Raw genomic sequence first — 26114 nt, 5'->3', positions numbered from 1 at the left:
CGCGCTGCACATGCCAGACTTGGGCTTTCGCGGAGATGCCTGAGGCGCTCCAGTCAGCTCAAACGGGGTGGCAAGGTGCGTCATGCAAACCTTGACGATCATGTCATCGAGCCAGGATCGCTTGCAGGCTCTCCGCAGCATTGAACCTTGGCTTCCCGGATCAATGACCAACCTCGAGAGACAAGCTTTGATGGCGATGCAAGGCCCGACCGGTCGGCGCGCAATGCTGACAAGGGTTGGCTGCCTGCTCTGCTTCGTGCGGCGGGTGCTGCAGCACTTCAACCGCAATCGCGGCCTGCTGCTGGCCGGCGGGGTCGGCTACAATATCCTGTTGTCGATCATTCCACTGTTTGCGGTGCTGGCCGTGACGCTGTCGAAGGTCGTCAGCGAGGAGCACCTACTGGAGGTCATCGCGTTACAGGCGCGTCTGTTGACGCCGGATCGCTCGGAGCTGCTGGTTGAGACCCTGCGCTCGCTGCTCGAGCAACGCCAGCTGATCGGCTGGGTCGGCTTTGGCGTGATGCTGTTCTTCAGCTCGCTGGCGTTTCGGATGCTCGATGACGCCGTCGCCATCATCTTCCAGCGCCATCGCCGCACCGCATCGCGACGCCTTTGGGTCGCGGCGCTCCTGCCCTATGTCTATGTCGCCGTGCTCGGTGTCGCATTGCTTGGCCTGACCGGCTTGGTCGCATTCTTCAATACCATGGGCCGGCTCGATCTGAGCCTGCTCGGCATGCACCTGCCCCTCTCTGGCGCTGCGGTATTCGGACTCTGGGCCTCCAGCTTCTTTGGCGTCGCCTTGCTGTTTGCATCGATCTACAAGGTGCTCCCGGTAGTACCAGTCCACATCGGCAGAGCACTGATCGGCGGCTTGGTCGCCGCCGCACTCTGGGAGCTGATCCGGCTCGCGCTGGTCTGGTGGTTCGCCAAGGTGTCGATGGTGAATCTGGTCTATGGCTCGCTTGGCACGGTGGTGGTCTTGCTGCTGTACTTGGAGGCAGCGGCGGTGATCCTGCTGCTGGGCGCGCAGGTGATTGCCGAGCTGGAGCGGAGCGCCGAGGCTGGACTACCCTGGTATCAAGAGCCAGATCGATCTCAGTCGGCGTCAGCAAACAGCTGCGACAGCTGCAACAGCCACATCGGTGTAGGCTTCGCGACGGCGCCGAGCGACCCGAGTGAGGCTGACACCGATGCTGAACAACGTCCATCCAGGCCTCTTGAGGAGGCTCAAGCGACCCGAATGGGGTCAAGCGACAGGCACAGCCGACACCGCCGAGCCTGAGGCTGTCGATGAGGACGGGAATGCGCACGGATTCCACCCAGGCGCGAGAACCCATCACGGGACTGGCCAGACCAGCGGTCTGCGATTAGCATCCGTGCCTTTCCAACCACCTTGACTGTCATCATGAGGGAGCTGCCGTGACCGATCTGCGTGTGCTCGTCTTGATTCCACTCGTCTTGATTCCATGCCTCGCCACCGTGCTAAACCCCGTCGCCGCGGAGCCGACGACGCGCACGCTCTCCGGGCAGCTGACCTACCTGCAGCGGATTGCGTTAACCCCGGATAGCCTGGTCGTGGTCGAATTTCGCGCTAGCGATGATCAGACGCTCATGGGCGAGACCCGCTTTGCCACTGAAGGCCGGCAGGTCCCGCTGCCGTTTGCGCTACAGGTGCCGCACGACACCAGCGGCCAGATCCGCAGCGCGATCTGGAGCGGCGGACGCCCGGCCTGGATCAGCGATCCGGTGGCCATCACGGCGGGTGACGCGCCGCTCGAGCTCGGTACCTTGCGCCTCCAGCCCTTCACCCCAATGGGCTTCACGACCATCATGCGTTGTGGCGAGACCGAGATCGAGCTCGGCGCGATCGACGATCGGCTGCGCCTGCGTGTCAACGGCAAGACGATCGACCTGCTGCCAACCCCTGCGGCCTCGGGCGCCAAATTCGCGGCCCAGGATGACCCGGAGACCTTCTTCTGGTCGCAGGGCCATAGCGCCTTGCTGAGCCTGGCCGGCGAGCCCCTGCCCGAATGCGTCGCGGCGGTCCCGGTCGAGCAGGCGCCGTTCAGGGCGCGTGGCAATGAGCCCGGCTGGAGCCTGACGTTGAGCGGCGAGCAGATCGCGCTCTCGCTCGACTACGGCAGCCGCGAGATCAAGGCCAAGCGGCCTGAGCCTATCGAAACCAACGGCACGCGGGTCTACAGCCTGCCGGATCAGAACCTCAGCATCCGCATCCGTGAGCACCCCTGCAGCGATACCATGACCGGCATGCCTTATCCGAGCACCGTCGAGCTCGAGATCGAGGATCAGCGTCTGACCGGCTGCGGAGGTGAGCCAAGCACCCTGCTCGAAGGAGAGGAATGGACGGTCCATTCGCTCGCCGGCGAGCCGGTGCCGGATGAAGTCTCGGTCACCATCAACTTCCTGGAGAACGACCGTGTCGCCGGCAGCAGCGGGTGCAACCGTTTCATGGGCGGCTATGCGTTGACCGGCGAGGGACTCTCATTCGACCAGATCGCCGGCACCATGATGGCCTGCCCGGAGCTGCAGATGCAGACCGAACAGCGTTTCCTCGGGCTGCTGCAGGCCGTCAACCGCTTTGAGGTCACCCCGGACGGTGGTTTGCAATTGATCACCACGGACAACGAGCGCATCGGCGCCGAGCGCTGATGCCCATTTTGGAAGCAAGCCCACCATTGATGATGCGTTCGCCTGCCCGCACCCTCGATCAACTCAAGCTGACCGCGCCACTCGGGAATCGACCGCAGCATGAACAGCCCCAGCGACCTCCACAGCCTCGACCGCGTCGCGGTCGAGACCACAGCAGCCCCGCTCTTCACGTTCGACAATAGCTACGCGCGCCTCCCCGAGCACTTCTATGCGCGCGTCCCGCCGACACCAGTCGCCGAGCCGGGGCTGCTGCGACTCAACCGGCCGCTGGCCGAGCAGCTCGGGCTCGATGCCGATGCCATCTCGACCCCCACTGGCGCGGCCATCTTCGCCGGTAATCTGCTCCCGGAAGGCGCCGACCCGATCGCGATGGCCTACGCTGGCCATCAATACGCGCAGTTCGTACCGAGCTTGGGCGATGGCCGCGCCATCCTGCTGGGCGAGCTGATCGACCGCGATGGGGTACGGCGCGATCTCCATCTGAAGGGCGCCGGACGCACCCCCTTCTCGCGCTCTGGTGATGGTCGTGCTGTACTCGGCCCAGTGCTGCGCGAATACCTGCTCGGCGAGGCGATGGCCGCACTGGGCATCCCGACGACGCGCGCACTGGCCATGGTCGCGACTGGTGAAGAAGTCTATCGCGAGCGCATCGAGCGCGGCGCCGTGCTGGTGCGCATCGCCGCGGGCCATGTGCGGATCGGCACCTTCGAATACTTCGCCCGCCGCGGCAACAGCGAGGCGGTGAAGACCCTGGCCGATTATGTGATCGCGCGCCATTATCCCGACTGCGCCGAGACCGGCCAGCCCTATCAGGCCCTGCTCGAGCAGGTGGTCAAGCGCCAGGCCGAGCTGATCGCGCAGTGGATGCTGGTTGGCTTCATCCACGGCGTGATGAACACCGATAACGTGGCGATCTCGGGCGAGACCATCGACTATGGCCCCTGCGCCTTCATGGACGCCTTCCATCCGCAGACCGTCTACAGCTCCATCGATCGCTTTGGCCGCTATGCCTGGGATCAGCAGCCCCGCATCGGCTACTGGAACCTGACGCAGCTCGCCAATTGTCTACTGCCGCTGCTCGGCGGGGATGAAGACGAGGCCAAGCAGACCGCACGCAACGCGCTCGACAGCTACGGCAAGGCCTTCGAGACGCGCTACTACGGTGGCTTGCGGACCAAGATCGGCCTGCTCGATGAGCGTGCTGGCGATGATGAACTCGCGCTCGATCTGCTCGGGCGCATGGCCGCGCAGCAGGCCGACTTCACCAATACGTTTCGCGCCCTCTGCGAGGTCGATGCCGACGACCCAGCGACGGATGCGTCCGTGCGCAGGTTGTTCGCAGACCCGGCCGCGTTTGACCAATGGGCGCTGCAGTGGCGCGAGCGCCTGGCCACCCAGACCCAGTCCGACAGCGAGCGCCAAGCGGCGATGCGTGCGGTGAATCCGGCCTACATCCCGCGCAATCATCGCGTCCAGCAGGCGATCGACGCCGCCAACAATGGCGACCTCGAGCCACTCGACCGACTGCTCGAGGTGGTCTCGCAACCCTATGAGGCGCATCCGGCACGGGCTGAATACCGACAGCCGCCGCGGCCGGATGAGGTCGTTGAGCGCACCTTCTGCGGGACCTGAAAGCAAAGCCCGAGAGGCTGACCGAGCGCAGTCCGCTCAAGGAGATTGGCTTGGTGATTTCCTCCATCAGCCAATCCTAGACGATGCAGGTATCAAGCAGGAGGCGCACTGGGCTCCCCCAAAAAGAGTTGCTCGACACGCTGGTCGGTTTCAGGTGAGCGCCACTCGGTCGCGTAGGGCACAAGCCCGCGCCAGGCTCCAGGCGGCTTGATCTGTACCGGCTGATAGGGAACGAGACGCGCCACGGGCACGCTATTGCGAGCGATCAGCACGTCTTCGCCACGCTCTGCCGCAACGATCAAACCGGATCATTGGCTCTTCGCCTCGTGCATGTTGACTTGCATGGTTTTCGCTGCACCCGCACCCAAAACGATTTAGCTAAAATTGGCTAGAATACCGCGGAGATCAATATCACTGTCCTCATCGCGTCTGAACTTCGCGAAGCGGGCGCGGTTGTAGACCCCTCGGGCGCTCTGTTGGATGCCAGGTCGCGCTGCCGGCTGCCTTGTGGTCAGCGAGGAATCGGCTATATTTGACTGGGCGTCATCAGAACCTTGCCTAGGAGCGACCGCCGACACAGGTCATAGCCATCCATTTCCGGCATCATGACATCAAGCAGAAAGAGATCGAGCGCAGCCGACTAGCGCAGGGTGCCCAGCACCTCAGCGCCTGAGTTGGCCACGCGCACGGGGTACTCTTGCTTCAGCGTGTTGAACAGCATCTTGAGATTATCGATCTGGTCGTCGACCACCAGGATCGATGGAATTGTTGGCATTGCAGACTCCACGACGTCAGACCAGTTCTAAACTGGCCGATCGATCGGGTTCTCGCCAGTCACTGAGCGCAAGCCCTTCGTGTACTTGCACCAGCGTGGCGCTGGCTTGGAGAAAACGATAGCCAGTGATCTGGCGTTAGGCCCTGTCGATGGGAGCCGCTCCAGCGTCGGTGGACGCGCTCGGCAGGTTGCACCCATTACTTATTATAGATCAACCGAAGTTTTACCATAGAGGCTGGCCGCCTGCCAAGCGAAGGCTTCGACTGTTCGGTATCAAGCAATGCGCCGAGATCGGCATCGGGCTGCCGCCGCTCAGCGTCGGTCTGAAGCTGCTGCCGTTGATTGGGGTCAATGTCCGCACCGTGGTGCTGCTGACCTGCGCGCTCAGCTGTCCCGGCAGGGTGCTCGTGCGCGAGGTACTGGGCGGGCAATGCGACATCGGCCTGTTTGCGCTCGTCGATCTCTCGCGCCAGCAAGGCATGTTTGGCTTCCTGGTCTTTGCGTTCGCGAATCACACGCGCCACCAGGTTGCTACTGGCCCGCACGTCCTTCCGCGCCTGCTTGATCTGCCTGGCCAAGGTGAGCTGGGCCTTGATCCGCGCCTGAACCAAGCGGGGATTCACCGGCTTGGTGACATAGTCCACCGCGCCGACTTCAAATCCGCGTATTTCGTCCTCCGGGCGACGCCGGGCGGTGAGAAAGATCACCGGCGTTTCGTGGATGCCCGGGAGGCTCTTCAGCCGCCGACACAGGTCATAGCCATCCATTTCCGGCATCATGACATCAAGCAGAAAGAGATCGGGCGCAGCCGACTGACGCACGATGCTCAGTGCCTCGGCGCCTGAATTCGCCACGCGCACGCGGTACTCTTGCTTCAGCGTGTTGAATAGCATTTTGAGATTATCAACCTGGTCGTCGACGACCAGGATCGACGGAATTGTTGGCATTGCAGACTCCACGACATCAGACTGTTCGGAACTGGTCGATCGTTCGGATTCTCGCCAGTCAATGAGCACAAGCCCTTTGTGTACCCGTGCCAGCGTGGCGCTGGCTTGGAGGAAACCATAGCCAGTGATCTGGCGTTGCAGGTGAGGATACCCCAGGAAGATGACTCTGGGAGTGGCGCTTAGCCCACTGACCTGGTCGGGTTTGGCGCATCGCATCGTTTGCTCGAGCGCGTTTAGCCAGTCTTACGAGTCTTACGAGACTCGCGCAAGCCCTTTGCGCACCTGCGCCAGCGTGGCACTGGCTTGGGGAAAGCGATAGCCCGTGATCTGACCTTCCAGGCGTCGATACGTGTCGGGGTCGAGGCCAGCGTGCAGCAGGGCGTTTTCCTGCTGCCACTGCTCTTCCGCCAGCGGGTCATGGGCCTCGGCCAAGTCTTGCAGTTCGGCGAGTACCTCGCTCAGGCGGGAGTGATTCACCGGCACGGCGGTCGGCACAGCGGTGGTCGGCACCTCGGTGGCCGGATCAATCCTGTTCGACCTGTTCGCGTCACGCCAGGCGGCGATGGCGGCCAGTGCCGGCTGCAGCCGCTCGGCGAGTTGCGTGCGTGCCTGGGCAATCTCGGCATGCGCCTGTGGTTGATCGCGCAGCCTGTCTTCCAACGCACGCGCGGCGGTGCCAATCGCTGTCAGCCCCAGCATGCCGGCGGCACCGACCAGGCTATGCGCTTCCTGCTCGGCCCGGGCGCTGTCAGCGGCCGCCAGGGCCGCATCGATGTGCGCCAGCCGCGCGCCATGATTGTCGGCAAACAGCCGCAGGAACTTGCGCCAGTCGTCGACATCGGGCCCCAAGGTGATCCGCAGCGCCGCGGGATCGAGTCCGTCGATGGCGGGCAGATCGAGCGTCTCGACCGGCCACTCGGGCTCGGATTCAGGCTCGGGCTGATCCCCAACGCCATCGCCTCGCGCCAGCCCAAGCTGGTCAGCCAGCAGCGCATAGAGGCGCGCGGGCTCGAAGGGCTTACCCAGATGGGCGTCCATGCCAGCCGCGCGGGCGCGGGCCACATCCTCATCGCGCACATGCGCGGTCAGGCCGATGATCGGCAGCGCGCGGCCAGCGGGCAGTGCGCGGATGCGCCGAGTCGCTTCCAGCCCGTCCATCTCCGGCATCTGGATGTCCATCAGCACCAGATCGAAGGCCGCGCAGCCCTTGTCGCGCAGTTGCGCCAGCGCCGCAACGCCCTGCTCGGCCTCGCTGACGATGAGCCCGGCACGCTCCAAGAGGACGCGCGCGACCTCGCGATTGAACGCATTGTCCTCGACCAACAGCACGCGCCGTCCGGCCAGCTCGAGCGGCGCTTGCGCCAAGCACAGGGCGCTCCCGCGCGCGGGTCGTTCGCCCGGCAGCGGGCATTGGAGCCACAGGGTGAACCAGAAGGTGCTGCCCACGCCGAGCTGGCTGTTCACGCCAATGGCGCCGTCCATCATCAGCGCCAAGCGCTTGCAGATCGACAGCCCCAGACCGGTGCCGCCATAACGGCGGGTGATGGAGCCATCGGCCTGGTGGAAGGGTTGGAACAGCAGGGCGGTCTGTTCGTCGCTCAGACCAATGCCGGTATCGCGCACGCGAAACTCCAGATGCACCCGTTCGCGGACCGCGTCGACCTCGGCCGGGAGGCGCTCGAGCAGCCGCGCCTCGATCTGGATCGCGCCCTGGTCGGTGAACTTCACCGCGTTGTTCGCCAGATTGAGCAGGATCTGGCTCAGTCGCAGCGCATCGCCGTAGAGGATGTCCGGCACCTCGGGCGGGCAATCGATGACCAGCGCCAGCCCCTTCTCCTCGGCTGGGCGCGCCACCAGCGTGCGCAGTTGGTCGAATATCTCCGATAGCGCGAAGGGGCGCGCATCCAGGCGCAACTGACCGGCTTCGATCTTGGACAGATCGAGCAGATCGTTGAGCAGACCGAGCAAGGTGTTGGCGGCGCCGTGGGCAGCGAGCAGATAGTCGCGTTTGCGCTCATCCAGGGTCCCGTCCAGACACAGCGACTGCATGCCGAGAATGGCATTCATCGGCGTGCGGATCTCGTGGCTCATGTTGGCGAGAAACTCGCTCTTGGCGCGATTGGCCGCCTCCGCCTTCTCTTGCGCCGCGCGCAGCCGCGCCTCGGTCGCGCGCTGCTCGGTGATATCGACGAACATCACCAGATTGCGTTTATTCAAACTGACCGAAAAAACGCGAAAGATTCGCGTCTGCCCATCGGCGCAGGCAATCCTGGCTTCCATTGGCTCGACCACGCCGTTGGTCGCCAACGCCCGCTCCAAGTGCTGTTGCCACTCGGCGCTCATCTGGCGGCGATACGCGGGATCGGGATAGGCCAGCTCGAACCAGTGATCGAGATCACCGATCTGCTCCACCGTATACCCAATCAGGTCGATAAAGCGCCGATTGACCAGAAACGCCTGCGCTGGCGTCCCGCTTGACAGCAACAACGGAATCGGCGAATGCTCGACGAGGGCCTGTAGATCAGACTCCAGCCCGCGCACGGCCTCTTCCAGCCGCAGCCGCTCGGTCAGGTTGACACTCAGCCCCTCGACGCGCACCACGCGGTTGCCGTCATCCTTGACCGGAATCGCAAAGCTGAGCAGATAGCGGGATTCCCCGTGAAGCGCATAGCACAAGGTCATTGGCGCGGGCGTCTGGCCGCGCCAGCACACCACCAGTGCCTGCTCGATCCGCGGCAGGGTGTCGGGACTCCAGTCAGCGATCTCGCGCCAGTGCTTGCCGATCATGTCGCTGTCGTCGATGTCGAAGAATTCGCGCGCGCCAGCACTGACATCGCGCATGATTCCCCGCGCATCGAGGGAATAAAACTGCAGCACCGAACGCGCCGACTCGACCATGCCACGATAGCGTTGCTCACTCGTGGTCAGGCGGCGTTCGGCGCGCCGGCGGCGGTTGATCTCGCGTCTCAGGCTCAGGTTCCACAGCAAGATCAAGGTCAGCACCAGCGCGACGCCCAGCCCGATTTGCGACAACAGTCGAGCATCGATGCGCTCCGGCGGCAGCGCGCGCAGCCAGCGGCTTTGAATCGCCTCGCGCTCGGCCGCCGGGATCGCCGCCAGCGCCTGCTCCAAGATCGCCAGCAGCGGCTGCCAGTCCGGGCGCACGGCCATCGCCAGCCGGTAGCTATAGGGCGTCTCGCCGGCGACGCGCAACTGGAACAGCTGTTCCTGCGCGATCGCCTGACTGATCGCGAACAGATTGCCGATCAGGGCATCGCCCTGCCCTTGCGCCAGCGCGCGCACCGCCGCTCGGGCATTGCTCACCGGCACCAGCCGCATGCCAGGATGATCCTCTTGCAGCCAGCGTTGAATCGCATGGCCCTCGATGACGATCACGCGCTGGCCATGCAAGGTGCTCAGCCGGTCGATCAGCGGGGTCTGCACCTGGGCAAAGATGGCGATCGGGAACTCGAGGTAGGGCGCGGTGAAGAGGAAGTCGCGCTCGCGCTCAGGTGTGGATGTCACCGCGGGCAGCAGATCGATGTCACCTTGTTGCAGGCCGGCCATGGCCTGCGGCCAGTCGTCGATCGCCACCGGCTCGAACTGCACGCCGAGCATCTCGCCGATGCGCGCGAGATAGTCCGGGGCAATGCCGGCGGGTTGATCTTGGCCGTCGTAGAAGCCGACCGGCGCCCAATCACGACTCACCGCGAAGCGAATCCGTGGATGTTCATCGAGCCAAGCGCGCGCCGACGCCGACAGCTTCAGGCGTGGCGCGGTTGTCTGCGGCGGTGCGGCTCCCAGCCAGCGCTGCTCGATGCCCGCGCGCTCGGCCGCGGGGATGGCGCGCAGCGCCTTGTTCAGGATACCCACCAGCTCGGGCCAGTCGTTGCGGATCGACATGACCACCGGATGTTCGCTGCCGACCAGAATCCCGGTTGGGTGAAAGGCCAGCGAGCTGTGCTGCCGCCGCCACCATTCCAGATCGATATTGCCCACCAGCACATCGACCTCGCCATTGATCAGCGCCTTGGCCATGGCCGGATGATCGGCCAGCGGCACCAGGGTGAGGTCAGGCAGGTCCGCGAGCAGCGTCTCGATCTTCCGCATGCCGGCCAAATAGCCGACGCGCAGACCGACCAGTGCCTCGCGGTCTCTGAGCGGCGGATCATCGACGCGACGATAGAGACTAAAAAAGCCCTTATAGAGCGGGTCAGTGTAGAGGAAATGCTGGTCCCAGACCGGATTGGGCGCTGAGCTGGCCAGCCCATCGATCGCGCGCGCCTTGGCCTTGCGCGTGACCTCGCTCCAGTCGCGCTCGACATGCAGCTTGAGGCGGCCGCCGAGCGGCTCGTTGATTCGTTCGATGAGATCGACCACCAAGCCGGACCGGCGCCCATCCGGGCCGACGATGACATCGGGTTGGAACTGATCGCTGATGCCGAGCAGGATCTCGGGGTGCGCCTGCAGCCAGGCGCGCTCGGTCTCGCTGAGCGCGAGCAACTCGAGTGCGGATGCGGGGGTGGCATCGATGGACGAGCCCAGCCAGCGGTTGTAGATGGCGGCGCGCTCGGCGCTGCTGATGCTGGCCAGTCCCAGATTGAGGATCTCGACTAGCTCTGGCCAGTCCTTGCGGATCGCCAGCACACCCTCGTACTCTGCTTCTTCCCAAACGGCGGCGATCTCGATCCCCACCAACGACTGTTTGCGGCGCCACCATTCAAAGGTGCTATCCGCCACCACGCGATCGATTGCTCCGGACAACAAGGCCGCCGCCATGGCCTGATAGTCATCGTAGGAAACGACCTCGAGCGCGTCTGCAGAGGCACTCAGCAGCCCATTGATGTGCCGATGCCCGCGCAGCACGCCGACACGTTGGTCACGCAAACGATCGACGCCATGACCGGCCAGTGTCTCTTCGGCGCCGGCGAAGAGATAGACTTGGCCCTTGATGAAGGTGTTCGTCAGCAGGAAGCGCTCAAGCCAGAGTGGCAACCGCGCAACCGCCATCAAGCCATCGACCTGACCGGCCAGTGCCTGCTCGGTGATGTCGGCCCAGTTCGAGCTGACCTGCAAGCGGATGGCCGTGCCGAGCCGTTGGTTCAGCAGATCGAGCATGTCCTTGAAGATACCGGTCAGCGTTCCATCTGGCTCACGGATCAAGGCCGGGGCAAACTGGTCCGAGGCATCCAGGACGATGTCAGGATGCGTATCGAGCCAGGCTCGCTGCTCGGCGCTCAAGGGGATGGCTGCGGAGGCGGCGGACGTCTCTGCCCAGGTGACGCCGCTGGCAAGGCCGATGACAAGGCTGCTCAAGAGCAGCAGTGCAAACGCCAAGCACTTGGGTGCGCGTGCGGCCGCTGGTGCGACCGCTTCTGTGCGGCCGGTCATTGCGGACTGGTCGGCATCCACGAACGGAGGCAGGTGCAATCCTTGACATCGGAGGTGATCATGCTCAACCGTCATGACGCATAATGCGTTCGACATCTTCTCTAATGCGCTCGAGCTCTTTGCGCATCTCTTTGCACACATCTCGGCTAGGTGGGCTGTAAGTCTTGAGCGAATTGCATTCCCTCGGCGAAGTCACGCATCCGCTGCAGCCCGAGCCAGAGCGTCTTCATGCCGGGCTAGCCGTCGCACCTGCGCCCGAGAAAGCCGCCAAGACCGGCGATCAGCCGGATGACGGTGTTGAGCTTGGGTGGCTGCTTGGATGGTTTATTCTAGCCTGAGATCAGAGCCGGGAACGAATACCCGCCACGGCCACCGTGACCCATTTGCCGTCCGCGCCCTGATGCGCTTGCTTCTCGACCAGCAACTGCGGCGGCTCGCCTGGCGTTCTATTGCGGTTTACCGCCAATAAGGCCGCCGCCTCGGCGACGGACGCAGTCTCGACCGAGCGCACTAAACTCGGCGATGGCCGAGCGACCGGTACCACCGCCAATTCGTCGGCGCTAAAGAACCATAACGGCCAGCCATGGGAACGCGCTAGCTGCCATAATGCCGGCTCATCACGCTTGCGCTCGAGACTTGCCAGCGCGATCACCGTCGCCGGCCCCAAGCCGCGCAGTGCCGCGTCAACCGCGGCTTCCAAGGTCGCCAGCGCAGCGCCACGCATGCAGCCGATGCCAATGGCGACCGTCGGTGGTCGTTCACCAGGCGAGCCCTGGGATGGAAACGGGGATCGCGCCATACGTCTCGACCTTCAACACCGAACCTCAATCATGCCTCACCTCGGCCCAGACACTGGCAACTCCAGCCAGGCCTCCACTCGTAGTCCCGCGCCGCAGCCCAGTGCTCGTCGCTCGGCTCAGTCCCATGCTGGCACTCATGATCGCGCCCTTGATTGCGCCCATGACCGCAGCCCGGATCATCAGTGCCCCGCGCTCTTCCTGAGCGCCACCTCCTCCGGTCAGGGCAAGACCACGCTGACCGCTGCCCTTGCCCGCCATCATCGCAACGCCGGCCGTCGCGTGCGGGTGTTCAAGACCGGTCCCGACTTCCTCGACCCGATGATCCTCGGGCGCGCGGCCGGCGCAGGCACTGAGGCCGAGCCGCTCGATCTGTGGATGGTCGGCGAGGACGACTGCCGGCGCGCCCTCTACCAGGCCGCGGGTGAGGCCGACCTGATCCTGGTCGAGGGTGCGATGGGGCTCTTTGATGGCTCACCGTCCGGCGCGGATCTGGCCGAGACCTTCGGCCTGCCGGTCGCGGCGCTGATCGATGCCCGCGGCATGGGTCAGACCTTCGGCGCCCTCGCCCTCGGGCTGATGCAGTATCGCCCAGGACTCTGCTTCGCTGGCATCGCCGCCAACCGTGTTGCTAGCGCGCGCCATGCCGAGATGATCCGCGCCGGGATACCGGCCGGAGTGCCCTATCTTGGCGCCTTGCCCCGGCTCGATGAGGCCGCCCTGCCGAGCCGTCATCTGGGGCTGGTGCAGGCACAAGAGATCGCCGATCTAGAGCAACGGCTCGATCGGTTAGCCGAGCACATCAGCACGACCGAGCTTGCGGCACTGCCGAAGCCCGTTCGTTTCCAAGCGCCAAGAGATGGGCTAGCGGGGACAGTCCCCGGAACGGGAGCGACAGTGCCTGCTCAAGCAGCCGCAACGGTCATGGCGAACACGAAGGCGCCGAGCGGCTCAAGGCCGTTGTCCGCCATAGTCTCAGGCTCAGCACTCGAACCTTGGAGTACAGCGTCGAAGACGGCCCCATACCCAAAGCCGCTCGCCGGTCGTCGCATTGCCATCGCCCGCGATGCTGCGTTCTCGTTTCTCTATGCGGCCAATCTGCGACTGCTCGCACAGCTGGGTGCAGAGCTGGCGTTTTTCTCACCGCTCAGCGACCAAGCACTCGATCCGGCCGATGCCATCTACCTACCAGGTGGCTATCCGGAGCTTCACCTGGCGCAGCTTGCCGCCAACAGCGCCATCAAAGCGGCGCTGCGCGCCCATGTCGACGCCGGACGGCCGCTCTATGCCGAATGTGGCGGCATGCTCTATCTGCTCGAACAGCTGAGCGACAAGCAGGGCCAAAGCGCAGAGATGGTTGGCCTGCTGCCCGGCACAGGTCGTTTGCAGCCACGCCTGGCCGGGCTCGGCATGCAAGCGCTCGCGCATGCGGCCGGCGAGCTGCGTGGCCATAGCTTTCATCACTCAACCATGAGCACGCCGATCGCCGCCATGCAGTACGGCATCCGTCAGCATGATGGCCAACCGGGCGAGCCCTTCTATCAACAGGGTCCGATCCGGGCCAGCTATCTGCACCTCTACTTTCCCTCGGCCCCGGCTGCCGCTGCCGCCCTGTTCCTGCCTTAACGCCGTTAGCGGTTGGTGTCGGCCAGTGGCTTCTCAACACTCAGCAGCGTGATCGGCCGCGCCGTGCGCCAGCCATCGAACCGCCCGAGCGGCTCGGCCTGGGCAACACTCACACGCGTCAGCTCGCCGCCAATGCGCTCGCGCCAGGCTACCAGTGCCGCCTCGGTCTGAAGGGTGACCGCATTCGCCACCAGCCGCCCGCCGGGTCTGAGTGCTTGCCAACATTGCTCAACGACACCCTCGATGGTGAGGCCACCGCCGATAAAGATGGCATCTGGGGTCGCGAGTCCTACTAGCGCTTCCGGCGCGCGCCCCGTCACCAGTTCAAGTCCCGGCACGCCAAGTCGATCGCGGTTACGCTCGATGAAGCCGCATCGCTCAGGATGTGACTCGATCGCAATCGCCCGACAGCTGGATTCGGCCCGCAGCCACTCGATACCGATCGAGCCGCAGCCGGCGCCGACATCCCAGAGCCGCTCGCCGGGCTGCGGCGCCAAGCGCGCCAAGGTCAGTGCACGCAGATCACGTTTGGTCAGCTGACCATCATGCTCGAAAGCTGAATCGGGCAGCGCACTGCGACGCGACAGCGGACGGGTTCCAGGATCAGCGTGGCAGTGCACCGCCACCAGATTCAGCGCCGGCTCAGGCACCACAGCATCCCCATCGGTCGTACTCACGAGCCAAGAAGCCGCGGTGCCGTCGTGACGCGTTTCCTCTGGTCCACCCAGGCGCCCAAAAACGCTCAATTGGCTAGCGCCATAACCCTGCGCAACCAAGAGTCGAGCCAGCGTCACCGGGGTATCGCCATCGGCGCTCAGCACCAGCAACCGCGCACCTTCGGCCAGATAGAGCGCGACGCGCGCCAGCGGGCGGCCGTGCGCCGGCACCACCCGCACCTGCTGCAGCGGCCAGCCCAACCGCGCCGCGGCCAGACTCATCGACGACGGCGCCGGCAGCACGCGCAGTTCGTCCGGTGGTAGGCGCTCAGCCAGTTGCGAGCCGATGCCGTAGAACATCGGATCACCGCTTGCCAGCACGCAGACCGGCTTGCCACGGTGCGCGAGCACCTGATCGTAAGCCAGCGCGAACGGTCGCGGCCAAGGTCGGCGTTGCTGCCCGGCTTGAGCCGGCAGTAATGCCAGATGCCGCTCGCCACCGAAGACCAGCGGCGCTGCCTCAAGCGCAGCACGCGCCTCGCGCCCGAGGCCGCTGAGCCCGTCTTCGCCAAAACCTACCACCGTCAGCCATGTCCGATCTTTCATCGCGGGAAGATCTGCCGCACTGCAACATTCGTCGTTAACAGAGTGCTCAACGCGGTCATCTCGACGGTGAAAGCAACACCATGCCGTTGAAGACCAGCTGCCCCAGTGCTAGCAAGCCAAAGCCGATGAAAAGGATCGCCGCGGCTCGATGCACCCACTGCGTTGGCAACCGTCGCAGTAGAGTGCAGCCAAACAGGATGCCGATCAGCGAGACGCTCCAGAGCGCCAGCGTGCCGCCGAGCAGCACGGCCCAGAGGTCACCGGTGCTGGCAGCCAAGGCCAGTATCGCCAGCTGCGTCTTATCGCCAAGCTCGGCGACAAAGATCAGCGAAAAGCTCTGAAGAAAACCGCCACTGCTGCGTGCGAGAATCTCGGCGTCGTCTCCAACCTGATTCGCCTCTTGCCAAGAGCGAACGCCGAAGAACAGAAACAAACCCGCGGCGACGAGCAGGAGCCAGCCTTGTGGAAACCAATCGAACAAGGCCTGGCCGACAACCACAGCCAGTAGATTCAACAGGGCAAAAGCGGCAAAGCTGCCGGCAATCACCGGGCCTGGTCTGTAGCGATGGGCCAGCGTCATCACCAACAGCTGTGACTTGTCGCCCATCTCGGCGAGAAACAACAAGGCGAAGGTGGAGAGGGCGACGGAGATATCCATCAGCAGTGACGAAAGCGACTGAGTAAAGGCATGAGGCTTAACTGTACAAGTTAACATGACACCGCATGCACAACGAACCGGTGCCGGGAGACCTCAACTCCATCACCCAAGCGGACATTCGCCAACCAGAGCGCCAACATCGGGTCAAACGACGACGGAGCGTCTACAATCGCCCCGGAGCCAATCGACCGACGTCTAGATCCTGGGCGTTTGAGGATTCGCGCCCAACATACACAACAACTGCTTCATCGTCAGACTGAAGGGGGAAATGATGATCACTGCTCGCAACAACATCCGTCATTTGATCTCCACCATCATCGCAACCGCGACCATCGCGATCGCAAGCATGGCCTTCCAGGCCCACAGCATCGCCTCATCGGAGGCTGAGGGGCTATCCGCCGAAGAGCGCGCCCGCTTAGAGCGGCAGCTCAACCTCGCTCGCGAGGAGCGCGATGCATTGGTCCTCGAGACCCAAGGCCAAATCGACGAACTCACTGAGACGCTCGAGAACGAGCGCGCGGCGCTGGCTGCGCAACGCGATGAGCTGGAAGCTGCCAAATCGCTCCAGACAGACGCCGAGGCCCAAATCACCGAGCTCACCGAGGCCCTTGAAGCCGAGCGCGCGGCGCTAGCGGCGCTGCGCGAGGAGCTCGATTCGGCCAAGACCGACCTTGCTGAAGCTGAAGCTGAAGCTAAAGCCGCAGCCGTGGCAGAAGCCGACGCAGTGGCAGAAGCAGATGCCGAGACAGAGTCAGAAGAGCGCAAGCAACTGGAGCGACAACTCAGTCTCGCTCGGGAAGAGCGCGATGCGTTAGTGCTCCAGACCGAGGCTCAAATCGCCGAGCTCACCGAGGCCCTTGAGGACGAGCGCGAGGTTCTGACGGCGCTACGCGAGGAGCTGGAAACCACCAAGTCTGCCCTTGCTGAAGCCAATGCCAAAGCCGAGGCCGAGGCCGACCAGCCGGTGAGCAACCTGGGTCTTTCACAACAAGACGCCAACGAGCTCGGTGGACAGCTCACCGAAACCGGCATTCTTGTTGAGTTCGAACCTGACGAGCTCTCGTTCGACAGTGCAAGCGCGGTGTTGCCGACAACAAACCTGCCGACCCTCGATCGCATCGCGCAATGGCTCGAGGACCGCCCGGAGCTCAAGGTCCGAATCGAAGGGCATACCGATAGTCTCGGTAGCCCCGAGATCAACCAGCCGCTCTCCCAGCAACGCGCCGAGGCGGTGCGTCAGGCACTGATCGATCGCGACATAGCGGCGGAGCGCGTGGTGGCGGTGGGCGTTGGCTCCATCCAGCCCATCGCCGACAACGCAACGCCGGAGGGGCAACGCCGGAATCGCCGCGTCGAGATTTACGTGATGACAACGCGGGAGCACAAATCCAGCGCCCCAAACGAGGCCACTGACTGATCGGTCGAGACAAGCGGCGCATCAACAGCGGGGATCAGGGGCAACAGTGGTGACGAGGGAATGAACAACGGCCGACCGATACTGGCCCCTACTCAGGTCGGTCTGATGGGTCGCGCGGAGGCTCCTCGATCCAAGTGCGACGCTCTAGAAAGCGAACTCAAGGGATATGGGATCGAGGATGCAGGCCGGATGGCGGTCAGGCGTAGGTATTGATTTGGGTGCCAAGATGGCCTTCAGACGCGAGGTTGGAACCAGAATCGGCCCCAGAGCCTGTCGTTGCCGACTCCATCAGAGCAGAGACCTGCTGCGCTTGATTATCAAGTGCGTCCTTAAAGATCTGCATCTGAGCCTGCTGCGCGGTCTGCGCTTGGTTCATGTACAGCGATGCACTGACGGCATTGTTGACGGAAACATCCATGGCGAACCCCTCTCTAACGTGAACTATACCAATAACGCTAGCAGAAGATCCTGAAATACGCAAAAGCCGGCCATGTCCTTAGCTCAAGGATGTGAATTGGGTCTCAACACCCACTCATGATGCAAACACTGAATCTCCTCATCGGCCTCGCGCTCTACCTCGGCCTTGAATTTGGCGCCAGCCCACTGCTCGGAGAGGTCGCCAGCGGGCTCGCGATCCTGACCGCGATCGCCTGGCTCTGGCTCAGCGAGGCTCTGCATCTGAGCGTCACCGCGCTACTGGTGCCCTTGCTCGCAACCATCAGCGGGATCATGCCACTGGATCAGGCCCTGGCGGCCTTTGCCAATCCGGTGATCTTCCTGTTCCTCGGTGGCTTCGCGCTTGCCACCGGCTTGCGCGAGCAAGGCCTGGACCGCTGGCTCGCGACCTGGGTCGTGCACCGCGCTGGTCCCGGGCTCGGCCGCGCGGCGCGGGCGCTGTTCTGGCTCACGGCGCTGTTATCGATGTGGATCAGCAACACCGCGACCGCGGCGATGATGCTGCCGTTGGCGCTCGGCCTGCTCGCGACCTTGCCCGCTGCACCCAAGACCGAGCCCGAGACCAAAACCGCCCGCAACACGCGCATCTATGTGCTGCTCGGGATCGCCTTCGCGGCCAACATCGGCGGCATCGGCACGCTGGTGGGCAGCCCGCCGAACGCGATCGCAGCCGCCAATACCGGCCTCGGTTTCGCCGCCTGGCTGATAATCGGCGTACCGCTGGTGATCCTGATGCTGCCGCTGATGGAGCTCGCCTTGCGCCTGAGCCTGCGGCCGCAGCTCACCGGCCAGGTCGAGCCGGTCGGCGAGCCACTGCGCTGGGGCCGAGCACAGTGGCTCATGCTGCTGGTGTTCGCGAGCACCGTGCTCGCCTGGGTTTTCGGCAGCCTGATCGCCGATTGGCTGCAGATCAGTACAGGCTATGATGCGGCCGTGGCGCTGCTTGCGCTGATCGCCCTGCATGCCTTCGGCCTCGCGCCCTGGCGCGCGATTGCCGAGCGCACGGACTGGGGCGTGCTCTTGCTGTTCGGTGGCGGACTGACGCTAAGCTTGGTCCTCGAGGCCACCGGGGCCGGGGCCTGGCTGGCAAGCTTGCTCGCGGGGCCTTTCGGGTCGATGCCCGTGGTGCTCAGTCTGATGCTGGTGGTGCTGTTCGCGATGGCGCTGACCGAGGTGGCCAGCAATACCGCCAGCGCGGCCTTGCTGATCCCGCTGTTCATCGGTCTAGCGCCGCAGATTGACAGCATCGCGATGGCCATGCTCATCGCCCTGGGAACCTCTTGCGCCTTCCTGCTGCCCGTCGCAACGCCGCCCAATGCGATCATCTTTGGCAGCGGCCAGGTGCCGCAGCGCGCCATGCTGCGCAGCGGGCTCTGGGTCAGCGCGGCGATTCTGCCATTGCTGTTCGCGCTTGCGGCGTTGCTTGCATTGGGGCTGAGCGATGTTCTGTGATGGCGAAAGAATCATGCGCGCAGATTCGCGGACATCAGCCTGTCATCACGCCTTTGAGATTTCGCCGTATTTCAGCATCAAGCATCACCCTCCAAAAGGCAGGCTCAAACTGACCCGGATATCACGCCCCGGGCTCAGCGCATAACCCTTGTAGGTATCGAGAAAATCCCGGTACTCGGTATCGAACAGATTGCGCACCGTCAGATCGACCCGAGCCAGGCGGTTGCCGAAGGCGGGGAAGGCAAAGCCCAGATCGAGATCGGCCAGGGTGTAGGCATCGGTCGATGCCGTACCAAAAGGCATCAGGTCGAACTGCGAGAACGGCTCGCCGGGCGCCGCGTCTTTTGCCGCAGCATGGCGCATGCCGAGGGTCAGATAGGGCTCGCGAATCGGTCCGCGCTCGGCGAACCAATAGGTCGCCTCAAGCCGCAACGAATCGGCAGGCAGCAAGGGCAGATCCTCGTCAGTGCGATCGTTCGTGCCCCGCACCAGATCCAGGCTGCCGCTGAGCTCGAGCTGATCGGTCAGCTGCCAGCTGGCTTCCAGCTCGAGCCCAGTCAGCAGCGCATCGTCCTGCTGGTAGGCAAAGATCGGCAGACCATTGCGCGACCGGCCGGTATCTTGCAGGTAGATGTAGTCGCTGATGGCGTTGCGATAGACGGTCGCACTGCCCTGCAGTCGAGGCGTGTTCCAACGCAGGCCCAGATCAACGTTGATGGACTGTTCCGGCTCGAGATCGGGATTACCCTCCTGAATCGCGGCCACGCCACCATGGACCCCGTCTGCATAGAGTTCGAACAGGCTCGGCGCGCGGAAGCCACGGCCGAGATTGGAGGCGATCGCGACCTGATCGGTGAGGCGATAGACCGCGCCGAGCGAACCGGTGAAGACCGAATAGTCATGTGAGTCACGGCCAGTGAACGTCACCGCCGCCCGGGTCTTTCCGGCATCCCCAGTCACAGAGTGCCAGTCGTGGCGCAGCCCCGCTTGCAGGGTCCAGTCGCCGATGTCCTTGCTCTCGAAGGCGAACAGCGCCAGGTTACTCACCTCGCCGCCTGGCGCCAGTACCGTGGTCCCGCGCGAGTATTGAATCTTGTTGCTGTACTCGACGCCCAAGGTGCCGCCATCGAAGGGTCCGAGCGGACCATGAATGGCCTCGAGCCGGGCGACATAGCGATCGAATTCGAGATGGATGGTCCCATCATAGCCGGCGCTCAGTGGCTGTCCGGGGCTATTGGCCCGGCGCAGGTTGTGCTGCCAGGACAGGGTCGGCTTCAGCTCCCAGTCGGAGGCGAGCGGCATGGCGCCCGTCAGCTGGAGCTGGTCATTGTTCAGCCACAGGCCGATGCCTTGGCCGGTCGGCAGCAGAAAGTTGTTCTCGTTATTCCATTGGTTGTAGCGGACACCGAATTCGCCCACGTCGGTCAGCATGCCAGCGCCAAACTGAGCGTTGAGCTGATCGAAGTTGGTGAAGGGAAGCTCGCCGGTGAACTTGGGATCGCTCGGATTGCCCGACTCGGCGGCCGTCGCGGCATTGGGGGTCGTCAGGTTGCCCGCGGATCGGCCCATGATGCCGGCATCCAGGCTGAACCGATCGCTGCTCGCGCGCGCCTTGGCGCCGGTATCCCATTGTTCGTTGTTGCTGTGATAGACGAACAGGGTATCGGCCAGGGCTTCGCTCTCGCCCTCGGGCATGAACACGAACGCGGGGGCCTGCACATCGATGGCGCCACCAAGCGCACCCGAGCCGTAGAGCAGACTCGAGGCACCCCGGACCACCTCGATGCGCCCGGCGAGGAAGGGATCGATGTTGGGTGGATGCCGCTCGCCATACTGTTGATAATCGACACCGATGCCGTTCGACAACACCTGGATCTGATTGCCGCTGAGGCCGCGAATCACCGGCTTGCCGACCATGTTTCCGGCGGTGATCGAGGCAACGCCAGGCAAGGTCTCCAGGGTCTCACCGAGCGTGAACCGTTGGCGGCGACGCAGGTCTTCGCCGGAGAGCACCGCAATGTTCGCCGCCTGCAACAGCGGATCGCCCGGCACCGGCACGCCGGCGGTGACCTCGATGGCATCGAGCTCAATCGAGAACTCCTGATCATCGTTCATCGGTTGCGCGAGCAGTGACGTGGCAGGACTGCCGACGAGCAGCCCCGCTAAGAACGTGCGATGGACCTTGTGCATCAGGTTCGGCCTCATTGAGCAGCAGGGGTTTAGGGCGGAAACGTGATGGTATAACATAGACCATCGAGCAGCATCGACGCAACAGTCGTTGCTTTTCCGTCCTAGCGATCCTGGCTTTCCAACGAGCGGAACGCCGCGCTGCGTTCAATCAAGCCTGATGGCAAGCGGGGCCTAACGGTTGATCTGCCTCGCATCAATGACTGACCCCAGACAGTTTTCATACCTTTTTTAAAAAAAGTAAGATTCCTGCTGCATCAAACGATTCATAGCAAGAGGCAAACATGCCCCGTCGTGGTCTTCAGCAGCGCGGCATCGCCGTCGTTATCATCGGTTTATCCTTGACCTGCAATGGGATGATCGCGCAAGCACAAGTGGCAATCAGCATCGATGATGAGGTCTTGCTGCTTGACCCGATCGAGGTCAGCGCCGCACCGATCTACTCGGTCCAGTACCCTGGCGATACGTTTTGCGCACCGTCAGATCGACCCGAGCCAGGCGGTTGCCGAACGCCCACCGGAGCCCGTGTCTTACCGGCATCCCCGGCCATGGGGTACCAGTCGAGGCGCAGCCCCCCGCATCGGTATCCGTGCTGCTTCAGCATTTGTAAGCTGAACTTACAATCCATGCACTCTGGTCTAAACTGAGTGCATGATTCCTCGCGCCCTCGACCCCCATCTGCGCCAACTTGCGACCTATTATCCTGTGGTCGCGGTCACCGGCCCGCGTCAGTCCGGCAAGACCACGCTGTGTCGCGCCGTCTTCCCTGACCACCCCTATGTCTCGCTCGAGACCCTGGACACGCGTGATTTTGCCCGCGATGATCCCCGTGGCTTCCTCGCCCAGTACCGCCAAGGCGCGGTGCTCGACGAGATCCAGCGGGTTCCGGAATTGCTGAGCTACCTGCAAACCGAGGTCGATGAGCGACCTGAGGTCGGCCGTTTCGTTCTGACCGGGTCGCAACATCTTGGTCTCAGCGAGGCCATTGCCCAATCGCTCGCCGGCCGCTGTGGGCTGCTGACGCTCCTGCCACCCAGCTTATCCGAGCTGCGTGCGTTCCCGAACACGCCAGACGACCTCTGGACACTGCTCTGGCAAGGCAGCTATCCGCGCATCTATGATCGCGCCATTCCCGCCCATCAATGGCTCGGTGACTATCTTGCGACTTACATTCAGCGGGATGTGCGCCAGATCATCAATGTTGGCGACCTGCAGAGCTTCATGACGTTCGTGCGCCTCTGTGCCGGGCGCAGTGGACAAGAAATCAACCTCAGCGCGCTGGGCGCCGATGCGGGCGTCTCGCATAACACCGCGCGGGCCTGGTTGTCGGTGCTGGAGACCAGCTTTGTCCTGCATCGCCTCCCAGCATGGCATGCCAATGTCCGCAAGCAGATCGTCAAGGCGCCCAAGCTCCACCTCTTCGACAGCGGTCTGCTGTGTTACCTGCTGGGCATGCGTGAGCCCGAGCAGTTGCAATCACATCCGTTACGCGGGGCCATCTTCGAGAGCTGGGTGGTCGCCGAGGTTTACAAGGGGATCGTGCACAGCGGCCAACGGCCGAATCTGTTTCATTATCGCGAGAGCCGAGGGATCGAGCTCGACCTGCTGATCGAGAACGGACTTCGGCTCGACCGCGTTGAGATCAAATCGGGCGCCACCATCGCCAGCGACTTTTTTCGCAACCTGAAGCGTTTCCCCGAACGACCCGTGGATGGGTCCGCAAGCGATGACCAGAGGGCATTCTTGGTGTACGGGGGCGACAGCACCCAGCAGCGCTCAGACGCCTTGGTGTTGTCTTGGCGTGATGTTGGGAGAATAACGACGCCCTGAGCAAGGCCAGGGCCTGATCACGACCGGCCACCCTGGCGAGGTCGTTTCAGAACTTGACCTCGGCATGAGAACCGGCCGAGGCAAGGCGGAGTGGATTGAGGCGGTCATCCGACATACCCTCTAAACCCAAAATGAGCCTAGGGATTTTGGGAGGAGGATGCGCCCGATTCTCGGCCTGCGTATGCTACCACCTCTCAGTTTCTTTGCACCAAGGCAGGATCGTATTCAATAATGCCGCCCCCTTTCCGGTTTTCGCTCCTTTTCGCTCCTGCGACCGCTGCCGATGCGTTTTTTCAACACCGAAGGCCCAGTGCGGCCCGACGATCATTATTGTCTGCCGCCGCTACGCCGCTGGGATCTGGCGGAGGTGTTGGGGCTGATCGAGCAGAAGAAATACTTCCTGCTGCATGCCCCGCGGCAGACCGGCAAGACCTCCTGTCTGCTGGCACTGATGACGCATCTGAACCGCGAAGGGCGGTATCGGGCGGTCTATGCCAATCTGGAAACCGCCCAGACCGCGCGCGAGGACGTCGCCCGTGGCATGCGCGCGGTCTGTGGCGCGATCGCATCCGCGGCCGAACTCTACCTTGGTGACGAACGCCTCTTCGATTGGGTCGATACGGTCTGGCCTCGATACGGCGCCGACGGGGTGCTCAACGGTCTGTTGAAGCGCTGGAGCGAAGAGAACCCGCAACCTCTGGTGCTGCTCCTTGACGAGGTCGATGCCCTGGTCGGGGACACCCTGATCTCGTTGCTGCGCCAGTTGCGCGCAGGCTACACGCAGCGCCCGGTGGCCTTTCCGTCCACGGTGGTGCTGTGCGGGGTGCGGGATCTGCGCGACTACCGCATCCATGCCCGCTCAGAGGCCTCACCGATCACCGGTGGCAGTGCATTCAACATCAAGGCCAAGTCCCTGCGTCTGGGGGATTTCAACGCCGAGGACGTAACAACCCTGCTGGGCGAGCACACCGCCGAGACTGACCAGGTCTTCACGCCCGAGGCGCTCGCACGCGTTTGGCACCTGACCTTGGGTCAGCCGTGGCTGGTGAATGCCCTGGCCTACGAGGCCTGCTTTGAGATGGCTGAGGGGCGCGAGCGCACCCGCCCAATCGATGTGGCGCTGATCGAGGAAGCCAAGGAGCGCCTGATCTTACGTCGGGTCACGCATCTGGACCAGCTTGCCGACAAGCTGCTGGAGCCCCGGGTGCGGCGCATCATCGAGCCGATGCTGGCGGGCACCGCCCCCAAGGTGGTACCGGAGTCCGATCGGGATTATCTGCTCGATCTGGGTCTGCTGCGTCGCGCCGAGGGCGGTGGTCTGGTGGTGGCCAACCCGATCTATCGCGAGGTGCTGCCGCGTGCGCTGGCGTCCGGTCCGCAGGACTTCTTACCGCAGATCAGTCCGACCTGGCTGAATCCCGATGGTAGTCTCAACCCGGAGCAGTTGCTGGCCGCCTTCCTGGCCTTTTGGCGCCAACATGGTGAGCCGCTGCTCGGCAGTGCCCCCTACCACGAGATTGCACCGCATTTGGTGCTGATGGCCTTCCTGCAGCGGGTGGTCAACGGCAACGGCACGGTTGAGCGCGAATATGCGATCGGCCGCGGGCGCATGGATCTCTGCGTGCGCTATGCCGACGCCACCCTCGGCATCGAGATCAAGGTCTGGCGCGAAGGGACCCCGGACCCGCTCGGGGATGGGATGGTGCAGCTCGACGGCTATCTGGCCGGTCTTGGCCTAGACACCGGCTGGTTGGTGATCTTCGACCGCCGCGCCGCGGCCCCACCGCTCGCCGAGCGCCTCGCCGAAGAGGCGCACCTCAGCCCCGGTGGGCGCCGCATCCGCGTGATTCGGCTCTGAGTGGGCGAGCAGAGAGGGTTTGAGGAGGTCCCAGTCCGGCATCGGCTCGGGGGCCTCGTTCCAGGCGAGCGGTCCGCGTGCGGGCGGGATCGGGGCTGGATGTGGCAGCTCACCGATGTGGGTGAGTATCCATTACCCCCCAAACGGCACACTCAAACTGACCCGGATATCACGCCCCGGGCTCAGCGCATAGCCCTTGTAGGTATCGAGAAAATCCCGGTACTCGGTATCGAACAGATTGCGCACCGTGAGATCGACCCGAGCCAGGCGGCTGCCGAAGGCGCGGAAGGCAAAGCCCAGATCGAGATCGGCCAGGGTGTAGGCATCGGTCGATGCCGTACCAAAGGGCATCAGGTCGAACTGCGAGAACGGCTCGCCGGGCGCCGCGTCTTTTGCCGCAGCATGGCGCATGCCGATCGTTAGATAGGGCTCGCGAATCGGGCCGCGCTCGGAGTAGTCGGTCATCGCCTCGATAAAGGTTTAGCTCGGCTGACACAGCGCAGACTACTAAAACAGTTGAATAACTGTTCATCTATAGGCTAGAAGCCAGCCAAGCCTCAGTCAAGCCAGCCCATCGAAGGCCGCTTGTCCTGAATCAACACGATGACGATGCGATCGGCCGCTCCGATCGTCACCAAGCCGAGTATCTCAACCGCTCATCTAAGCCGGCCCCCTGGGCCGGCCATCTGAGCCGATCACCAGGAAAGCGTCTTCACCGTCGGATCGAACAGAATGCCCAGTACCAGGTCCGGATTCCCCATCTGAACGCCTTCGATAAAATCGTCCTCGGTGAGGCCCGCCGCCTTGGAGCAGACCGCGCAAGCGATCACCAGTCCGCCGTCCTTCGCAAACGCCTGCAGCATGTCTTGAATGGACCGGCCCTGCTCTTTCATCAGACCGTGGACATGGGATGGCCGCTTCTTGTCGGCCAGGTAGATCCCGTGCACATTGAGCCAGATCGCCACCGGCTTGTAGCCGCGCTTCAAGACCTTCTCATGCGCAAACTGGATCGCTTTGGCCGCCGCCCAGGTGTCATCGGTGGTCAGGTTGATGAACAGCCCGCCTTTGGCCTCCTCGGCCTGGGCGTTCCAGGACAAGCCCGTCAACGACAATAGCAAGATAAACGTCACAAAGAACCGATTCTTCATCGCTCAAT

General features: G+C 63.6%; 20 protein-coding genes. 9 read left to right on the top strand and 11 right to left on the bottom strand.

The window, feature by feature from the left end:
• Window positions 1-190 precede the first annotated feature (190 nt).
• From CCR96_RS21450 to CCR96_RS21440, 3 genes are all read left to right on the top strand, one after another.
• Window positions 191-1282 carry a YihY/virulence factor BrkB family protein gene (locus CCR96_RS21450; protein WP_201223477.1) on the top strand — a complete coding sequence of 364 codons (1092 nt, stop codon included), beginning with the start codon at window positions 191-193 and terminating at the stop codon, window positions 1280-1282.
• 137 nt (window positions 1283-1419) lie between these two features.
• A complete protein-coding gene (locus CCR96_RS21445; protein WP_201223476.1) occupies window positions 1420-2670 on the top strand; it encodes an META domain-containing protein in 1251 nt (416 codons plus the stop codon).
• Window positions 2671-2769: 99 nt separating this feature from the next.
• Window positions 2770-4302, top strand: a complete 1533-nt coding sequence (locus CCR96_RS21440; protein ID WP_201223470.1) for a protein adenylyltransferase SelO — start codon at window positions 2770-2772, stop codon at window positions 4300-4302.
• Window positions 4303-4394: 92 nt separating this feature from the next.
• On the opposite strand, the gene CCR96_RS21435 is transcribed toward CCR96_RS21440, so the two are convergent.
• The 4 genes from CCR96_RS21435 to CCR96_RS21425 all read right to left on the bottom strand — a co-directional run bounded on the left by CCR96_RS21435 (window position 4395) and on the right by CCR96_RS21425 (window position 11415).
• Window positions 4395-4604 carry a type II toxin-antitoxin system Phd/YefM family antitoxin gene (locus CCR96_RS21435; protein WP_201223468.1) on the bottom strand — a complete coding sequence of 70 codons (210 nt, stop codon included), beginning with the start codon at window positions 4602-4604 and terminating at the stop codon, window positions 4395-4397.
• Window positions 4605-4942: 338 nt separating this feature from the next.
• Entirely contained in the window at window positions 4943-5077 is a 135-nt protein-coding gene (locus tag CCR96_RS25210) for a PleD family two-component system response regulator (protein ID WP_274601172.1), read from the bottom strand.
• 197 nt (window positions 5078-5274) lie between these two features.
• Window positions 5275-6093, bottom strand: a complete 819-nt coding sequence (locus CCR96_RS21430) for a response regulator (RefSeq protein ID WP_338035927.1) — start codon at window positions 6091-6093, stop codon at window positions 5275-5277.
• Window positions 6094-6276: 183 nt separating this feature from the next.
• A complete protein-coding gene (locus tag CCR96_RS21425) occupies window positions 6277-11415 on the bottom strand; it encodes a transporter substrate-binding domain-containing protein (RefSeq protein WP_201223466.1) in 5139 nt (1712 codons plus the stop codon).
• A 164-nt stretch (window positions 11416-11579) separates the two neighbouring features.
• Between CCR96_RS21425 and CCR96_RS25750 the strand changes: the two genes are divergently transcribed.
• On the top strand, window positions 11580-11753 hold the full coding sequence (locus CCR96_RS25750; protein WP_476702838.1) for a hypothetical protein: 174 nt from the start codon (window positions 11580-11582) through the stop codon (window positions 11751-11753).
• Between the two features lie 2 nt (window positions 11754-11755).
• Here the strand turns inward: CCR96_RS25750 and CCR96_RS21415 are convergent, their stop codons facing one another.
• Window positions 11756-12214, bottom strand: coding sequence for a cobalamin biosynthesis protein (locus CCR96_RS21415; protein ID WP_201223464.1), 459 nt, complete (start codon window positions 12212-12214; stop codon window positions 11756-11758).
• Window positions 12215-12245: 31 nt separating this feature from the next.
• On the opposite strand from CCR96_RS21415, the gene CCR96_RS21410 reads away from it, so the two are divergent.
• Window positions 12246-13838, top strand: coding sequence for a cobyrinic acid a,c-diamide synthase CobB (locus tag CCR96_RS21410; RefSeq protein WP_201223462.1), 1593 nt, complete (start codon window positions 12246-12248; stop codon window positions 13836-13838).
• Between the two features lie 5 nt (window positions 13839-13843).
• On the opposite strand, the gene cbiE is transcribed toward CCR96_RS21410, so the two are convergent.
• Together cbiE and CCR96_RS21400 are read right to left on the bottom strand one after the other, a co-directional pair.
• Entirely contained in the window at window positions 13844-15100 is a 1257-nt protein-coding gene (gene cbiE / locus CCR96_RS21405) for a precorrin-6y C5,15-methyltransferase (decarboxylating) subunit CbiE (protein WP_201223460.1), read from the bottom strand.
• Between the two features lie 55 nt (window positions 15101-15155).
• Window positions 15156-15758 carry a TMEM165/GDT1 family protein gene (locus CCR96_RS21400; protein ID WP_201223458.1) on the bottom strand — a complete coding sequence of 201 codons (603 nt, stop codon included), beginning with the start codon at window positions 15756-15758 and terminating at the stop codon, window positions 15156-15158.
• A gap of 268 nt (window positions 15759-16026) precedes the next feature.
• On the opposite strand from CCR96_RS21400, the gene CCR96_RS21395 reads away from it, so the two are divergent.
• Window positions 16027-17175, top strand: coding sequence for an OmpA family protein (locus CCR96_RS21395; protein WP_201223456.1), 1149 nt, complete (start codon window positions 16027-16029; stop codon window positions 17173-17175).
• Window positions 17176-17371: 196 nt separating this feature from the next.
• On the opposite strand, the gene CCR96_RS21390 is transcribed toward CCR96_RS21395, so the two are convergent.
• Window positions 17372-17593: a putative motility protein gene (locus CCR96_RS21390; RefSeq protein ID WP_201223448.1), complete on the bottom strand. Its 222-nt coding sequence runs from the start codon at window positions 17591-17593 to the stop codon at window positions 17372-17374.
• 116 nt (window positions 17594-17709) lie between these two features.
• Between CCR96_RS21390 and CCR96_RS21385 the strand changes: the two genes are divergently transcribed.
• Window positions 17710-19083 carry an SLC13 family permease gene (locus CCR96_RS21385; protein WP_201223440.1) on the top strand — a complete coding sequence of 458 codons (1374 nt, stop codon included), beginning with the start codon at window positions 17710-17712 and terminating at the stop codon, window positions 19081-19083.
• Between the two features lie 84 nt (window positions 19084-19167).
• On the opposite strand, the gene CCR96_RS21380 is transcribed toward CCR96_RS21385, so the two are convergent.
• Window positions 19168-21273, bottom strand: a complete 2106-nt coding sequence (locus CCR96_RS21380; protein ID WP_201223438.1) for a TonB-dependent receptor — start codon at window positions 21271-21273, stop codon at window positions 19168-19170.
• A gap of 648 nt (window positions 21274-21921) precedes the next feature.
• Here CCR96_RS21380 and CCR96_RS21375 point away from each other — a divergent pair.
• Together CCR96_RS21375 and CCR96_RS21370 are read left to right on the top strand one after the other, a co-directional pair.
• Window positions 21922-23100 carry an ATP-binding protein gene (locus CCR96_RS21375; protein ID WP_201223436.1) on the top strand — a complete coding sequence of 393 codons (1179 nt, stop codon included), beginning with the start codon at window positions 21922-21924 and terminating at the stop codon, window positions 23098-23100.
• Window positions 23101-23383: 283 nt separating this feature from the next.
• Window positions 23384-24958 (top strand): AAA-like domain-containing protein, encoded by a 1575-nt coding sequence (locus CCR96_RS21370; protein ID WP_201223434.1) that lies wholly within the window; start codon window positions 23384-23386, stop codon window positions 24956-24958.
• A 132-nt stretch (window positions 24959-25090) separates the two neighbouring features.
• On the opposite strand, the gene CCR96_RS21365 is transcribed toward CCR96_RS21370, so the two are convergent.
• A complete protein-coding gene (locus CCR96_RS21365; RefSeq protein WP_242519276.1) occupies window positions 25091-25423 on the bottom strand; it encodes a TonB-dependent receptor in 333 nt (110 codons plus the stop codon).
• A gap of 230 nt (window positions 25424-25653) precedes the next feature.
• Complete coding sequence (locus CCR96_RS21360) at window positions 25654-26106, bottom strand: DsrE family protein (RefSeq protein WP_201223432.1); 453 nt, start codon at window positions 26104-26106, stop codon at window positions 25654-25656.
• Window positions 26107-26114 lie beyond the last annotated feature (8 nt).

This window comes from Halochromatium roseum, assembly GCF_016653315.1.
GTDB lineage: Bacteria > Pseudomonadota > Gammaproteobacteria > Chromatiales > Chromatiaceae > Lamprobacter > Lamprobacter roseus.
This window is presented reverse-complemented; position numbering and strand designations above follow the sequence as displayed.